12 protein-coding genes are annotated in these 15,985 nt (G+C 65.4%); 3 read left to right on the forward strand and 9 right to left on the reverse strand.

Annotated features, from left to right (window positions below; all coding sequences use genetic code 11):
- Window positions 1–3: 3 nt before the first annotated feature.
- From SLQ31_RS02515 to SLQ31_RS02550, 8 genes are read right to left on the reverse strand one after another with little or no spacing between them, the layout of a single operon-like run.
- Window positions 4–1,377 carry a flavin monoamine oxidase family protein gene (locus SLQ31_RS02515; protein ID WP_319429371.1) on the reverse strand — a complete coding sequence of 458 codons (1,374 nt, stop codon included), beginning with the start codon at window positions 1,375–1,377 and terminating at the stop codon, window positions 4–6.
- Between the two features lie 30 nt (window positions 1,378–1,407).
- Window positions 1,408–2,184, reverse strand: coding sequence for an amino acid ABC transporter ATP-binding protein (locus SLQ31_RS02520; protein ID WP_319429373.1), 777 nt, complete (start codon window positions 2,182–2,184; stop codon window positions 1,408–1,410).
- Window positions 2,181–3,653: an ABC transporter permease subunit gene (locus tag SLQ31_RS02525; protein ID WP_319429375.1), complete on the reverse strand. Its 1,473-nt coding sequence runs from the start codon at window positions 3,651–3,653 to the stop codon at window positions 2,181–2,183. Before SLQ31_RS02525 ends, SLQ31_RS02520 begins: the two co-directional genes overlap by 4 nt.
- A gap of 45 nt (window positions 3,654–3,698) precedes the next feature.
- The gene (gluQRS, locus tag SLQ31_RS02530) at window positions 3,699–4,583 is read right to left on the reverse strand and encodes a tRNA glutamyl-Q(34) synthetase GluQRS (protein ID WP_319429377.1); all 885 of its coding nucleotides are present in this window, start codon (window positions 4,581–4,583) and stop codon (window positions 3,699–3,701) included.
- A 14-nt stretch (window positions 4,584–4,597) separates the two neighbouring features.
- Entirely contained in the window at window positions 4,598–7,453 is a 2,856-nt protein-coding gene (locus tag SLQ31_RS02535; protein ID WP_319429378.1) for an RND family transporter, read from the reverse strand.
- A complete protein-coding gene (locus SLQ31_RS02540) occupies window positions 7,450–7,872 on the reverse strand; it encodes an MmpS family transport accessory protein (RefSeq protein WP_319432775.1) in 423 nt (140 codons plus the stop codon). Before SLQ31_RS02540 ends, SLQ31_RS02535 begins: the two co-directional genes overlap by 4 nt.
- An 11-nt stretch (window positions 7,873–7,883) precedes the next feature.
- Window positions 7,884–9,638, reverse strand: a complete 1,755-nt coding sequence (locus SLQ31_RS02545; protein ID WP_319429381.1) for an ABC transporter ATP-binding protein — start codon at window positions 9,636–9,638, stop codon at window positions 7,884–7,886.
- Window positions 9,635–12,211, reverse strand: coding sequence for an ABC transporter ATP-binding protein/permease (locus tag SLQ31_RS02550; RefSeq protein WP_319429383.1), 2,577 nt, complete (start codon window positions 12,209–12,211; stop codon window positions 9,635–9,637). The genes SLQ31_RS02545 and SLQ31_RS02550 overlap by 4 nt, the downstream gene beginning before the upstream one ends.
- A 367-nt stretch (window positions 12,212–12,578) precedes the next feature.
- Here SLQ31_RS02550 and bfr point away from each other — a divergent pair, with 367 nt between their 5' ends.
- Window positions 12,579–13,067 (forward strand): bacterioferritin, encoded by a 489-nt coding sequence (bfr, locus tag SLQ31_RS02555; protein WP_319429385.1) that lies wholly within the window; start codon window positions 12,579–12,581, stop codon window positions 13,065–13,067.
- On the opposite strand, the gene SLQ31_RS02560 is transcribed toward bfr, so the two are convergent.
- Complete coding sequence (locus tag SLQ31_RS02560; protein ID WP_319429387.1) at window positions 13,064–14,134, reverse strand: ATP-dependent DNA ligase; 1,071 nt, start codon at window positions 14,132–14,134, stop codon at window positions 13,064–13,066. The two genes, bfr and SLQ31_RS02560, sit on opposite strands and share 4 nt — an antisense overlap.
- 82 nt (window positions 14,135–14,216) lie before the next feature.
- Here SLQ31_RS02560 and ligD point away from each other — a divergent pair, with 82 nt between their 5' ends.
- Both ligD and SLQ31_RS02570 read left to right on the forward strand, forming a co-directional pair.
- The gene (ligD, locus tag SLQ31_RS02565) at window positions 14,217–15,263 is read left to right on the forward strand and encodes a non-homologous end-joining DNA ligase (RefSeq protein WP_319429388.1); all 1,047 of its coding nucleotides are present in this window, start codon (window positions 14,217–14,219) and stop codon (window positions 15,261–15,263) included.
- Between the two features lie 2 nt (window positions 15,264–15,265).
- On the forward strand, window positions 15,266–15,964 hold the full coding sequence (locus SLQ31_RS02570; RefSeq protein ID WP_319429390.1) for an AAA family ATPase: 699 nt from the start codon (window positions 15,266–15,268) through the stop codon (window positions 15,962–15,964).
- Window positions 15,965–15,985 lie beyond the last annotated feature (21 nt).

Here is a 15,985-nt window from a genome sequence, read left to right on the forward strand (position 1 = left end):
CACTCACCCGGCCAGTTCGCCGATCACCGCCCGGGCCGCCCGCTCGCCGGCGTCGACGGCACCCTCCATGTAGGCGCTCCAGTAGGTCGCGGTATCGGTTGACGCCCAATGGATCACGCCGATGGGCGCGCTCAGGGCGGGGCCGTATGAGGTCCACACATGGGGACCGAGGTTGGCGTTATAGCAGCCGCGCGTCCACTGCCGATCCGACCACTCACCGTCGACATAGAACTCCGGCTTCGCGGCCTTGCTGCCGTAGTGGCGCACCAGTTCCGCGATCAGTGCGGCTCGGCGCTCGTCTTCGGGCAGGCGTCCGAAAGTGCGGGCCTGTTCGCCTTCGAGGAACATCAGGATCACCCCGTGGCCATCGCCGGGGACGCAGGTGTCGTTGGACATCCGGGCCGGCCCGGCGTCGGAGATCAGCTGGCCGTTCAAACCATCAGCGCGCCAAAAGGGTTCGTCGTAGCCGACGAATGCCTTCATCGACGAGCCGTTGGGCAGCCGTTGGGTGAGCTGGTCACGAACACCGGAAAGCGGTGGGTCGTACATGATCCGGCCGGCAAGCGTCGGCGAGATGGCGACGATCACCCGGCGGCCACGGGCGACCAACCCGCCGCGGCAGTGGACGGTGACGCTGGTGGTGGAGTGCTCGATCAGTTGAACCGGAACATTGAGCACGATGCGGTCGCCGATCAGGGCGGCCAGCCGGTTCGGGATCTCGCTGGTGCCACCGACGAATCGGGTGGTCTGGGCGCCGCCCTCGGATTCGGCGAACAGCTCCGAGGTCACCCCGCAGGTCTGGATGGTGAACAACAGATGCAGGAAGGACACCTCGGCGGTGGGCACCGCGAGGATCCCGACCGTGCAGATCTCCAACAGGGTGCGCGCGACCGTCGACAGTCCCTGCGCGTCGTACCAGGCGCCCGCCGTGATGGCGTCCCATTCCGCGGCACGTGGTGCCAGCCACGGCGCTTCGACCGGAACCTCGGTGGCCAGCCCGTCCAGGCGGCGCAGCACGCGCTCGAGTTCGGCCAGCTCGTCGGCGAAGCGGGTGTGAAACTCGTTCTCCCGCAGCACACCGGTGTCGCCGAACTCGTAGGACGTCTCGCCGTCCTCGAACTGCGAATAGGTCTCGACTCCGAGCTCGGCCGCCAGCCGGAACATCCGCTCGTGGGTGTCGCCGATCCACTGGGCGCCCAGTTCGACCGGCAGTCCGGGCAGGACTTCCTCGGTGAGGATGCGGCCGCCGACGCGTTCGTCGGCCTCGAGCACTACCGGCGTCAGTCCGGCCTCCAGAAGCTTGCGTGCGGCGATCATCCCCGAAAGTCCGGCGCCCACAATCACGACGTCGGCGTCGATGTCCTTCTGCTTCGGCATGGTGGACACTGTGACACAGGGCTGCTCCGGCTACAGCGGATTGAGGACCCGATCCAGGAACTGCCGGGTGCGCTCCTCTTTCGGATTCCCGATCACCTCGGCCGGTGGTCCCTTCTCCAGGATGACGCCGCCATCGGTGAACAGCACCTGGCTGGAAACCTGCCTGGCGAACTGGATTTCGTGGGTGACGATCACCAGCGTCCAGCCTTCGACCGCCAGGTCTTTGATCACCGAGAGCACTTCGCCGACCAGTTCGGGATCCAGTGCTGAGGTCGGTTCGTCGAACAGGACCAGCTTGGGCTTGAGCGCCAGCGCCCTGGCGATACCGACCCGCTGCTGTTGTCCGCCGGACAGTTGATACGGATACTGGTCCTTCTTGGCGGCCAGCCCGACCTGATCGAGGAGTTCGATGGCTTCGGCGACCGCTTCCTCCTTGGGCCGCTTCTGCACGATCACCGGTCCCTCGATGATGTTCTGCAGCACCGTCTTATGTGGAAACAGGTTGTGCCCCTGGAACACGAAGCCGCTGCGCGATTGGAACCTGCGCACCTCGGGTTTGGGTGTCGGCGTGGCGAAGTCGATCTCGATGTCGTCGACCCGGATCACCCCGGCATCAGCGCGGTCGAGCGCGTTGAGCGTGCGCAGCAGTGTCGTCTTACCCGAGCCGGACGGACCGATGATCGCGGTCGCCGTGCCCCGCTCCACGGTGAACGAGACCCCTTTGAGCACCTTGTTGTCGCCGAACGCCTTCTGCACGTTGTCGGCGACGACACGGTATTCGACGTCGCCGTTGGTGGTGTCGGTCATCGCGCCACGTACCTTTCCAGTCGGCGTTCAAGGCGGCTCTGGCCGAACGAGAGCACCAGGCAGATGATCCAGTAGTACACAGCCGCGGTGCCGTACAGCGCGAAGAATTCGAAGGTGGGCGCGGCGGCCACCTGTGCGGTGCGCAGCAATTCGGTCACCAGGATCGTCGACGCCAGCGACGTATCTTTGACCAGCGAGATCAGTGTGTTCGACAGCGGCGGCACCGCCACCCGGGCCGCCTGCGGGAGGATGATCCGCCGCAGCGCACCGGTGTAGTGGTAACCGATGGTTTCGGCGGCCTCCCATTGACCCTTGGGAATGCTCTGGATCGCCGAGCGGATGATCTCAGCCGCGTAGCCGCCGACGTTGAGGCTGAACGCGATCACCGCGGCGAGGAACGGTTCGAGTTTGATCCCGATCTGCGGCAGGGCGAAGAAGATGATGAACAACTGCACCAGCAATGGGGTGCCGCGAATGATCGATATGTAGAACCGCGAGATGTTCGACAGCACCGCATTCCTGGACAACCGGCCCAGGGCCACCACGAGCGCGATCACCAGGCCGATGATGAAGCTGATGACGGTCAGCGGAATGGTCACGGTGATGGCGGCCTTGGCCAGCGGCCACAGGTTGTCTCCGATCAGCTGCCATACCGAGCGGTGCGCAGCGTCGGCCCCGTCGGCGGCAGGTGCTCCGGTGGCGTTGGCCTTCAGGTATTTCTCCGAGATCGCGGCCAGCGTGCCGTCGGCCCTCAGCTCATCGATGGCCTTGTTCAGCTCCGGCAGCAGGCCGCTGTTCTTTCTGGCCGCGAAGCCCTGCTCGCTCTTCTCCCCGATCGTGGCGCCGATCTTGACCGACTGGTTGTTGGTCTCGGCTTGGTAGGCGTGGAAGGCGATGCTGTCGTTGACGACGGCGTCCACTCGGCCCTGGTTGAGCAGGGTGATCGCCTGGGTGAAGCCCTCTACCGGGGCCACCGTCGCCCCGGCGTCGCGGGAGACCTGGGCCCAGTTGCTGGTGATGCTCGCGCCAACGGTCTTGCCCTTGAGATCATTCAGCGACTTGATCGAGTCGTCGTTCGCACGGGTGATGATGACGCCTTCACCCACCGAATAAGGCTCGGACAGGTCGTATTTGCTCTGCCGCTCGGGAGTGATCGTGACTTCGTTGGCCACCACGTCGAATCGGTTGGCCTCCAGCGCGGCGAAGATCGAATCCCACGGCGTCTGGACGAATTCGACCTTCTTGCCGAGCTTTTGGCCAACCGCGTTGGCGACGTCGACGTCGTAGCCGGCGAGTTGTCCGGTCGCGGGATCCTGGAAACTGAACGGCGCGTACGTGCCCTCGGTGCCGACCCGCAGCACACCGGAGGACAGCGGGCCGCCACTATCGGACTTGGATCCGCAGCCGCCGAGCAGCACGGCGGCGATCATCGCGACGGCCAGTAGCGCAGCGCGTGGGAGGTACCGCATTGGGCGAACAGTAATGCGGCCAGGAATGCCCGCCAAGGGTTGCGATCAAACGGGTTGATATACCCAGGGCGCGCGGGGGAGCCCGGCTGGGTCGAAGCTTTTCAGCAGATCGGCCATATCGGCGGCCGGCCAGCCCAGGGATTCGGTGATCAACCCGAACGCCCGCGGCACGCCGAGTTCAGCCAAGGTCACCGCGCCGTCGCGCTTGGCCAGCCGTTTGCCTTCGGCGTTGACGACCAGCGGCACATGGGCGTAGACCGGCGCCGGATATCCCAGCAGCCGCGCCAGGTACGCCTGCCGGGGCGACGACGACAACAGGTCGTCACCGCGCACCACCTGATCGATGCCGGATTGCGCATCGTCGACCACGACGGCGAGGTTGTAGGCCGCGACGCCGTCACCGCGACGCAGCACGAAATCGTCGACGACGCCGGTGTAGCTGCCGTGCAGCAGATCGGAGACGGTGTACTGGCCTGTATCGGCGCGTAGCCGCAGCGCGGGCGGCCGGCCGGTCCCGCGCTTGGTGGCGCGTTCGGCGTCAGTCAACTCGCGACAGGTACCGGGGTAAGCCCCTTCGGGTGCGTGGGGTGCACGCGGCGCGCTGAGGATATCTTTTCTGCTGCAATAGCATTCGTAGGCCAGACCCCGACCGGCCAGCTCGTCGATCATCGTGTCGTAGCGGTCCCGTTGCCGGGATTGCCACTGCGGCTCATCATCCCAGGAGACACCGATGGCGGCCAGGTCGGCCAGCTGTTGGTGCGCCACATCGTCGTGGGTGCGGTCGTCGAGATCCTCGATGCGCATCAGGAAGCGCCGGCCCGTCGAGCGGGCGAACAGCCACGCCAGCACCGCGGTGCGCAGGTTGCCGATGTGCAGGTCGGCCGACGGGCTGGGGGCGAACCGGCCCGCGCCCGGAGTTGGGCCGGTCACGCCCGCAATCTAACTCAGTTGTGCACCGGAACCGAAGTCTCGGGCTCGGCTTTCGTGGCACGGGCGGGCCGCGTTCGGACGTTGATCGGCCACCAGAACCACCGACCCAGCAGCGCGGCGATGGCCGGGGTCATGAAGGACCGCACCACGAGGGTGTCGAGCAGCAGCCCGAGGCCGATCGTGGTGCCGATCTGGCCGATGATGCGCAAGTCGCTGACGACCATCGAGGACATGGTGGCGGCGAATACCAGGCCGGCCACCGTGACCACGCTGCCGGTGCCACCCATCGCGCGGATGATGCCGGTCTTGATGCCGGCCGGTAGCTCCTCCTTGAACCGGGACACCAGCAGAAGGTTGTAGTCCGAGCCGACCGCGAGCAGAGCGATCACGACCATGGCCTGCACCAGCCAATGTAGCTCGATGCCAAGGATGTACTGCCAGAGGATGATTGACAGCCCGAAGGCCGCACCCAACGACACCAGGACCGTTCCGACGATCACCAGTGCCGCGACCAGGCTCCGTGTCATCACCACCATGATCATGAAGATCAGGCACAGCGCCGCGATTCCCGCGATCAGCAGGTCGTATTTCGAACCGTCGTCCATGTCCTTGAACGTGGCCGCCGTACCCGCCAGCGAGATTGTGGCATCTTCCAGCGGGGTGGCCTTGACCGCTTCGATCGCCGCGACCTTGATCGGTTCGACGTGTGAAATGCCTTCGGGCGAGGCGGCATCACCGCGATGCGAGATGATGAACCGTATTGACTTACCGTCCGGTGACACGAAACTCTTCATCCCACGCTGGAAGTCAGGGTTGTCGAACACATCCGGTGGAAGATAGAACGAGTCATCGTTTTTGGCGTCGTCGAACGCCTTGCCCATGGCCGTCGAGTTCTGGCTCAGCTCTTCGAGCTGGTTCCACATGCCTGACATCGTGCTGGACGTCGTCAGCATCATCTGCTGCATGTTCTGCATTGTGGTGATCATCGGCGGGATCGTGGTGAGCATCTCCGGCAAGAGGCGGTCCAATTCGCCCATGCTGACGATGAGCTTGTCCGTGGTGGCGGTCATGGTGTCGACGCCGTCCATGGTGTCGAATATCGAACGGGTGGACCAACACAGTGGGATGTTGTAGCAGTGCGGTTCCCAGTACAGGTAGTTGCGGATCGGACGGTAGAAATCATCGAAATCGGCTAGCCGGTCTCGTAATTCGTGGATCGTTACCTGGAGTTCGGTGGTCTGGCCGACCATATCGTGCGTCACGCCGGTCATCCTGGCCATCAGGTCGTACATGCGCTTCATCGTCGCGACGGTGGTGCCCATCTCGTCGGCCTGATGCTTCATGTCGGCCATCCGGTCCTTCATCAACTTCATGTTCTGGACCATGCCGACGTTCTGCATGCTGACCAGGAATGGGAGCGATGTGTGGGCGATCGGCATCCCGTCGGGGCGGGTGATCGTCTGGACCCGCGCGATACCGGGAACCCGGAAGACGGCCTTGGCGATCTTGTCGATCACCAGGAAATCAGCCGGGTTTCGTAGATCGTGGTCAGCCTGAATCAACAGGATCTCGGGGGTCATCCGAGCCTGACTGAAGTGGCGGTCGGCGGCCTGGAAACCTTCGTTGGCGGGGATGTCGTTGGGGATGTATCGAGTGTCGTTATAGCTGGTGCGGTATCCGGGCAAGGCGGCGAGCCCGAGCAGGACGATGGCCAGCGAGGCGGCGAGGATCGGGCCGGGCCATCGGACGGTTGCCGCGCCGATCTTGCGCCACATCCGGATCCGCATGGTGCGCTTGGGTTCCAGCAGCCCGAACCGGCTGCCGACCGTCACGACGGCGGGGCCCAGTGTCAGCGCGACGGCGACACCGGCCACGATGCCGGCGGCGCACGGTGGACCCAGTGACTGGAAGAAGGGCAGGCGGGTGAAGCTCAGGCAGAACGAGGCACCGGCAATGGTGAGGCCGGATCCCAGCACGACAGGGGCCGTGCCGTTGAACATCTCGTAGTATGCCGCGTCGCGGTCGGCGCCGGCCTGGCGCGCTTCCTGGTACCGGCCGACGAGGAAGATCGCGTAGTCGGTGCCCGCCGCGATCGCCAGTGAGACAAGAAGATTGACGGCGAATGTCGACAATCCGATGACGTGGTAATAGGCCAGTGCAGCCACGATCCCGCGTGCCGCCGCCACCTGGACCAGCACCGTCGCGATCAGCAGCACCACCGTCATGATCGAGCGGTAGAAGAACAAGAGGATCATGATGATCACGGCGAAGCTGACCAGCGCGATCTTGGCCATACTGTGTCCGCCGGCAGCCTCGATATCCGCCTGCAGCGCAGCAGGTCCGGTGACATAGGTCTTGATTCCGGCAGGCAGCGGCGTGTCGGCCACCGCCTTACGTACCGCGGCCACCGACTCATTGGATTGGGTCGTACCCATATTGCCGGCGAGGTTCAGCTGAACGTAGACCGCCTTGCCGTCGGCGCTCTGCGCCGCCGCCTCGGTCAGCGGATCGCTCCAGAAGTCCTGGACGTTCGTGACGTGAGAGGTATCGGCCCGAAGCTTCGCAATGATGTTGTCGTAGTGGTGGTGCGCGTCCGGCCCCAGCGGTTGATCGCCTTCCAGCACGATCATCACGACGCTGTCCGACTCGGACTCGCCGAAGGCCCGGCCCATCTGCGTCATCGCTTGTGCCGACGGCGCATCCGGTGTGCTCATCGGCACCGCCCGCATCTTCGCCACGGTTTCCAGCGGCGGTATGGCGATGCTGGACACGACGACGACGCCCAGCCAGGCAAGGATGATCGGGATGGCCAGTCGCCGAATCCAGCGGGGCAGCGGCCGGGGATCCCTTAGCGATGACGGCGGTGTCATGCCGACTTCACAAAGCAATAGATGTAGGCGCTCACCGCGTCCGCGGTCCGTTCCATCTTGACCTCTCCATCGGCGGTGATGCGGCACCCGATCGAGTCGCTGTTACCCTGCGCGAGAACATTTCCCGCCATCGCGGGCGCGTTCGTGACGATCTCCACCGACCACGGCAGCGTTGCCCCGTTGACCTGGTGTGGGGTTCCGCTGTCATCGAGATAGTTGATATCGGCCACCGCCCCTGGCGGCCCGAAGACTTGGTAAACAACGCGTTTGGGGTCCGACTTCCGCTTTTCGTCGGACATGCTGCCGGCGTAGGTCGGAAGCTGATGGGAGCCGAAGATCCCGCGCACTCGTGACACCGCGAAAACGCCGACCGCGAGTACCACGACGAGCAGCAGCGGAATCCACGCTCGCCGCACAATAGCAAGAATCCTCATACCCGGCCGGAAGCCTCCGCAGCGATCTGCCAGCCGGCGCTGGTCTCCTGCTGACGCCAGAACTCGGCGAATCGTCCACCGCGCGCGTGGAGTTCGTCGATGCTGCCCTGCTCGACGATCACGCCGTCGTCGACGAACAGGACCTGGTCGGCGTTGCGGATGGCGTCGAGCCGGTGCGCGATGATGACCCGGGTGCGCTGATGCGGATCATCGCTGATCGCCTGGGTGATCGATGCCTCGTTCTCGGTGTCCAGCGCGCTGGTCGCCTCGTCGATCAGAAGCACCCCGGCCGGTTTGACCAGGGCGCGCGCGATGCTGACGCGCTGACGTTCACCGCCGGAGAGCGCGGTGCCCGCCTCGCCGACCTTGGTCAGCGCGCCGTCGGGCAGCCGCTCGACGATGTCGTCGACACGAGCCAGCGCCATGGCGCGGTGGACACTGTCGTCGCCGGCCTCTGGATGCCCGACCCGGATGTTGTCGGCGATCGTTCCGTCGAACAGGTACGGGTGCTGAAACACCACACTGACCAACGCCCGCCGGGCCTCAGGATCGATGTCGGTGACGTCGGTGCCGTCGACGAGGATCTGGCCGCGCACGGGCGTGTGCAGCCCTGCGATCAGGGACAGGATGGTGCTCTTGCCCGACCCGGACGGCCCGACGATGGCGGTGGTGCTGGCCGGCTCAAGGGTGAAGGTGACGTCCTTGAGCACCTCGGAGCCTTGGTAGCCGAAGCCCACCGACCGGAATTCGATTCGGGGCGGGCGGGATTCACCGGACGGGAGCGGGCCGCGCTGCGGCTGCTCGTCGAGCGGTGCCGTGGTGACGGTGTTCAGGCGCTCCAGCAGGCCGCGCGACGACTCCATGGCGCTGGACAGATCGGCCAGCACCGTGAAGGGCTCGAGGAAACGCACCATCACGATCGCCAGTGCCACCGCCGCGGGGGCGTCGAGGTCGCCCCGCAACGTCAGCGTCGTGATCGTGCCTGCCAGCAGGATCAGCGCTATCTGGCTGGCCACGCTGAACAGAAGCTGACCGGGGATCTGGAACAGCAACAGCCGCAGGGTCGCACCCCGCACGGCGGTGATGGCCTCACCGGTCTGGCTACGCGCTGCCGTGACGCGGCGGCTGGCGCGCAACGCCTGCTGGGTACGGGCGAACTCGACGAGACGTTCGGTCAGGGCACTGTGCGCGCTGGTGTCGGCGGCGTCGGCGGCGCGGACCAGCCGCTGACTGGCGGCAAGCGCGCCGATCATGAACGGCAGCGCGATCGCGGCGGCCACCCCGACCTGCCAGGAGACGAAGAACAGCCCGATGGTGATCGCGGCGGGCAGTAGCAGCGCACCGATGAACGGGCTGAGCAGGTTGGCGACGAAGCCGACGAGTTCGGGAGCGCTGGCGGCGATGGCCTGGCGGGCCACGGCGGTGTTGTCGGCGGTGAACCAGCGCAGGGGAGTGTCGGTGAGCCGGTTGGCCATTGCGTGCTGGGTGGTGTCCGCCAGCGTGAAGCCGATGCCGTAGCCGATCCGTGCCAGGGTCATGTCGACCACCCACCCGCCGACGGTGACCGCGGTGAGGGTGCCGACCCAGGGCCAGGCGTCGGCCGGCTGTGAGCCGAACAGCGCGACGAGCAGTGGCACGAGCAGCAGCGCGCTCGCCGCGCGCAGGATGACCGAAATCAGCGACAGCACAACGTAGATGCCGAGCTGCCCGCGAAGATGCGTCGGGATCAACCGGATCAGAGAGCGGATCATCGGGCGGCCTCACTGGTCAGTGCACCGCTGGGGGCCGCGGTGCGGGCCAGCCGGCTGTCCCACAGGCGGCGGTAGCGACCGTCGGCGGCCAGCAGCCCGGTGTGGGTGCCGATCTCGGCGATGCGGCCGTGGTCGAGGACGACGATCTGGTCGGCGCCGGTGATGGTGTGCAGCCGGTGTGCGATCACCAGCACTGTGCGGTTCTCGATCAGCGAGCTCAGTGCTTGTTGCACAAGGTATTCCGACTCGGGGTCAGCGAACGCGGTGGCCTCGTCGAGGATGAGGATCGGGGTGTCGGCGAGCAGGGCACGGGCGATGGTGAGGCGTTGCTTCTCGCCGCCGGACAGCTGGCTGTCGGCCCCGAGGACCGTGTCGTATCCGCTCGGTAGCCGCAGGATTCGTTCGTGAATCTGTGCGCTGCGTGCCGCATTCTCGATCTCCACCGCGCTGGCATCCGGGCGGGCAAGGGCGATGTTGTCGCGGACGGTACCGGCCACGAGCTGCACATCCTGGAAGACGAATCCAACTCCTCTGTAGAGCTCGTCGGGTGTCAGTGACCGGATGTCGCGGCCGTCGATGCGGATCGCGCCCGCGTCCACGTCGTGGAACCGTGCCAGCAGCGCCGCCAGGGTCGACTTGCCCGAACCGGACGGACCCACAAGAGCGGTCACCGTGCCGGGATTCAGTGCCAGGGTCACATCGTGGATCACCGGCACGCCGGGGCGGTAACCGAAGCTGATGCCGTCGAACGCCACTCCGGGGGCGGTCGAGGACGACGGCGCATCCTGCTGCGTGCTCAATTCGGTCGCGTCGAGCGTCACCGCGATGCGCTTGGCGGCCTGGGTGCCCTCCCTGATGCCACCCAAGCCGTACGCGATGCCCAGCAGGCGGCTGCCAAACGTGGTGCCCAGCACCAGGAATGGCAGAAGCGTCGCCGGGGTGGTCCAACCGGCGACGACGAACCCGGTGCCCGCTGTGACGATCAGCCACAGGAAGGTACTGGGCCGGGTGACCAGATCCATGAAGGTCTTCTTGCCGATGAACGGCCGCTGCCACTCGTTGAGGAAGGCGATGTAGTCGTCCAGGCGCAGGCGGAATGACGATGCCGCCGCACCGCCGAAGACCCGGATCACGGGCTGGCCCTCCAGGAAAGCCGCCGACTCGCCGTTCATTCGCTCGGCCCACTGGGAGGCCTCGGTGATCTTCGGTCCGCTCTGGTACACCATCGTCGCGGTGGTCACGATGTAGACGAGGATCGGCAGGAACAGGATCAGCGCCATTCGCCAGTCGACGGAGAACAGGTAGATCAGCACCGCGATCGGTGCGACGACGGCGGCGACCGCATCGCATACGGCGTGGGTCACCAGGTAGTGCAGCGACAGGGTGTCGTCCTGGATGAGTTTCTTGACCGAGCCGGAGCCCCGATCGGTGAACCAGCCCAACGGCATTCGGGCGAGCTTGTCCAGCAGGCGCCGCCGCACTTGGGCGCTGAACCGCATGTCGACCACGTGCAGCCACAGCACGAGCACCGCGCCCAGCGTGGTGCCGGTGGTCAGCAGCACCACGAAGACCGTCACGGTGTTCCATACCCGGGAGTGGTCTGCGCCGCTGAGCAACAGCTGAGCCAGCTCGACCAGCACCACGAACGGGGCCAGCTGCACCAACGTGAGCAGCGCCTGGAGCACGCCCGCGACGATCAACTGCGATTTCACCGGTGCCAGTAGGTCTTTGCCCGCTTGCGAACGCCACGTGCCCTTGGCGGCGGCGACGGGCTGGGCTGCCGCCGGCGCGACGGCGGGGGCTTCTGCTGGGGGCGTCGCCGCGTCGTCGTCGCGACTGCTGCCCATCTCGCGGCCCTGCGTCCAATACGCCTGGGCCTTGAGCTCGGTCTTGGGGAACCCGAAAGTGTCCTTCAGTCGCTTGCGCAGATGCTTGAGCGCGCCGGCCTCGGGGCCCGCCCACGCCGACCAGTTCGACCAGTCCCTGTCCTCGATGGCCGCGGCCAGCGCTGTGTCATCAGTTCTGGGCACCCAGTGCAGCCGGCGGCGCGGATGCTCGGTGAGCGGGATGAGCTCGTCGTCGTCGCAGTGACGTTCGAGATACACCTCGATGTCGACGTCGGGGGGCAACGCGGCGAGGATCGAGTTGATCGCTGGGATCGATGCCGAGTCGCCGATGAGCAGGAAGCCCGCAGGCAGCTCCTCGGGGACTTCGAACCGGGTTGACCCGAGGGACACCACCGGGATGGTCATGCCCGGCTCGGCCTTGGACGCCCAGGCGCAGGCCGGCCCGGCCGGCTCGTGCAGCACGACGTCGACGGCGAACCGGCCGGCGTCGGGATCGGCCCAGACGAGCGTGTAGGCGCGTTGGAACTCGGTCTTTCCGCCTGCCGGATCGGGGAACCAGAACCGCAGCCATGCCGTCGGCCCCACGCTGACATCGGCGAACACGGTCGGTGACGACATGGTGATCCGGATGCAGTGCGGGGCGATGTGGGCGGTTTCCTCGACGGTCGCGACGTGATCGCGTCCCCCGAAGCCGCGCAGCATCGCGCCTCCGATGCCTCGTCCCATACCGGTGTCCTCTGCTAGCAGCGTGAAGTGGTTAGCCTAACCTAACCGACCTGCGTCGAGGACTGCACGGGCCTTGCCGTTCGGCGAAATCCCAGCGGAATTGGCTTACCCGTCGCGTGTGCAATTTGGGAGCCGAAATCATTTTCAGCCGGCCGCTTATTTCGGCAATTAACTAAGGCGAGACTAACCAAATTCGGTCGAAGTCAGCCTAGCCTTAACTTATTTGCCGCAGAGGGGTGAATGTGCCAATCTTCAAGCAAGACAACCCGTTCTGACCACGATAAGCGGCGCGCAGCCGGCGCATCTGTATTAGGTTCATCGAATACGGTATTGATTGCGGTCCGGAAAGATTTGACAGGAGAAAGTCATGCAAGGCGACAGCGAGATTCTCACTCTCCTCAATCAACAGCTGACGAGCGAACTGACGGCGATCAACCAGTACTTCCTGCACTCCAAGATGCAGGACAACTGGGGGTTCACCGAGCTGGCCAAGCACACCCGCGACGAATCGTTCGACGAGATGCGCCACGCCGAGCGCGTCACCGACCGCATCCTGATTCTCGACGGGCTGCCCAACTACCAGCGCATCGGCACGCTGAACATCGGCCAGACGATCCGCGAACAGTTCGAGAGCGACCTGGCCCTCGAATACGAGGTGGTCAACCGGCTGAAGCCGGCCATCGTGCTCTGCCGGGAGAAGCAGGATTCCACCACGGCCAACCTGTTCGAGTCGATTGTGTCCGACGAGGAAAACCACATCGACTACCTCGAGACGCAGCTCGAGCTGATGAACAAGCTGGGCGTGGAGCTGTACTCGGCGCAGTGCGTCTCGCGGCCTCCGGGCGCGCTCGGCTAGCGGGGCTCCAGTCCCGGAATGATCTCGCCGAGACTGAATGTCAGCGGGCGCTCGAGCTGCTCGTAGGTGCATGAGCGCGGGTCGCGGTCGGTCCGCCAGCGATTGAACTGCGCGGTGTGCCGGAACCGCTCGCCCTCCATGTGGTCATAGCGCACCTCGACCACCCGCTCGGGTCGCAGCGGCACGAACGACAGATCTTTCCCGGCGTTCCATCGGGACCCGGCATTCTTCTGGGGCGTGCGTTCGCCCCTTTCGTGCGCGGCCCAGTTCCACGGGTGGCCATCGAATTCGGTTACCAGAGACTGCAATTCGGTGAATAGCCGACGGCGCTCGGCCATCGGAAACGCGCCGATGACACCCACCGACGCCAGCGTGCCGTCGTCCTTGTAAAGCCCGAGGAGCAGCGAACCGATCGCATCCTCGCTCGACTTGTGCACCCGGTAGCCCGCGACCACACAGTCGGCGGTCCGCTGGTGTTTGACCTTGAACATCACCCGCTTATCGGGTTGGTAGGTGACCGTGAGCGGCTTGGCGATCACGCCGTCGAGGCCCGCTCCCTCGAATTCGGAGAACCATCGCTGCGCGGTCGGCAGGTCCGTGGTGGCCGGCGTGACGTGGAACGTCGGCCCGGCGTCGGCCAGCGCCTGCACCAGTGCGGCGCGCCGCTCACTGAACGGCCGGCCGGTGTAGTCGTCATCGCCGAGCGCGAGCAGATCGAAGGCGACGAACGATGCCGGGGTCTTTTCGGCGAGCATGCGTACCCGGGAGTCGGCGGGATGGATCCGCTGCTGCAGGGCATCGAAGTCCAGGCCCGTCCCGGTGGCGATGACGATCTCGCCGTCGATCACGCATCGCTGCGGCAGCTCGGCCAGCGCGGCACTGACCAGTTCCGGGAAATAGCGCGTCATCGGCTTTTCGTTGCGGCTACCCAGGACCACGTCGTCGCCGTCGCGAAAGCACACCGACCGGAAGCCGTCCCATTTCGGTTCGTACGAGGCGTCCGGCGGGATGGCGGGCACCGACTTGGCGAGCATCGGCGACACCGGGGGATTGACGGGCAGCTGCATCGGTTCATTCTCGTCTCGTGCGGTGGCTTCGCGCCGGTAAGTTGAAAAGGGTGAGCGGACCCCAATTCAACCCGTCGCGCTGATGGCGGCCAAGGCCGAAGAGATCGACGTCGACGGTGTCGCCGTCCGGCTGACCAATCCGGACAAGGTGTACTTCCCCAAGCTCGGGTCGAACGGCACCAAGGGCAAGCTGGTCGAGTACTACCGGACTGTAGGGGCCGGCCCGCTGCTGACCGCACTGAGGGACCGGCCGACGCATCTGCAACGCTTCCCGGACGGCATCGAGGGCGAAGAGATCTACCAGAAGCGCGTCCCGGAGAAGCATCCCGAATACCTGCAGACCTGCCGGGTGACGTTCCCGTCCGGGCGCACCGCCGACGCGCTGAAGGTGACCCACCCGTCGGCGATCGTCTGGGCCGCGCAGATGGGCACAATCACGTTGCACCCGTGGCAGGTTCGCTGCCCGGACACCGACCACCCCGACGAGCTGCGGGTGGACCTCGATCCCCAGCCAGGGACCGGCTTCGCCGAGGCTCGCACCATCGCCGTCGACATCCTCAAGCCGGTGCTCGACGAGCTCGGGTTGGTCGGCTACCCGAAAACCTCCGGAGGGCGTGGGGTACACGTGTTCGTGCGTATCCGGCCGGACTGGGACTTCGTCGCGGTGCGCCGCGCCGGGATCGCCCTAGCACGCGAAATGGAAAGGTGGGCACCAGATCTGGTGACCACCTCGTGGTGGAAAGAGGAACGCGGCAAGCGGGTGTTCGTCGACTACAACCAGAACACCCGCGACCGAACGTTCGCCAGCGCGTACTCGGTGCGGGCGACGGCGATCGCGACCGTGTCAACGCCGCTGACGTGGGAGGAATTGTCCAGCGCCAACCCGGACGACTTCACCATCACCACGGTGCCTGCGCTGATCGCCGAACGTGGCGACCCCATGGAAGGCCTGGATTCGGTTGCCCAGTCGATCGATTCACTGCTGGCGATGGTGGCCGCCGACGAGGAGCGCGGTCTGGGTGACCTGCCGTACCCGCCGAACTATCCCAAGATGCCGGGCGAACCACCGCGCGTGCCGCCGAGCAAGAAGGTCGCGGCGAACTGGGATGACGACGGAAATCCGGTCTAGTGGTGCGGATCGCCATCAGTGGCGCTCACAGTATGGGCAAGTCCACGCTCGTCCGGGACTTTCACCTTCAGCACCCCGAATTCGTGATCGAAGACGAACCCTATCGCTATCTTGCGGCTCACGGTGAGCGTATTCACTTCGCGGAGAGGGCAAGTCAGCGCTGCAACACTCTGATGACGCAGCACGCGATTGATCGCATCAACAGTGCGCGGGACACGCGGGCCGACGGTGATGTCATCTGCGATCGCAGCTGTCTCGACTTCATTCCCTACTCGGAGTACGCGCGGGCAATGGGCGGCCAGGAAGGCGTTCCTGAAAACGAAAGGCGCGCAACGGTTGAAGTCCGCGCTGACATGCAGGGGAAGAATAATCTGAAATTCACTTCAGACATCACAGCCGCCTACATCGAGGAGCTTTGGACCACCGTTCTCAACAGTAGTGCGCTGCAGAGCTACGACCTGATCGCCTTTCTCCCCCTCACCGGCGACCCACGGATTGATCCGTCCATGGAAGACGACGGGATTCGCTCGGTGGAATCCTTCTACCGCAATTGGATTGATACCGCCTTCAAGAAGTTGTATCGCGAGGAGCTGCCCCGGCGCGGCCCGCTGCCTTGCCGATTTGAGGAACTAACCGGGGACAGAAAAGAACGGGTGAGCGCGCTGGAGCGAATCATCGATGAGATGCGCGGCTCGGAGTAGGGCGAGTCCAGCGACGACTCA

Source organism: Mycobacterium sp. RTGN5, from assembly GCF_033804465.1.
GTDB lineage: Bacteria > Actinomycetota > Actinomycetes > Mycobacteriales > Mycobacteriaceae > Mycobacterium.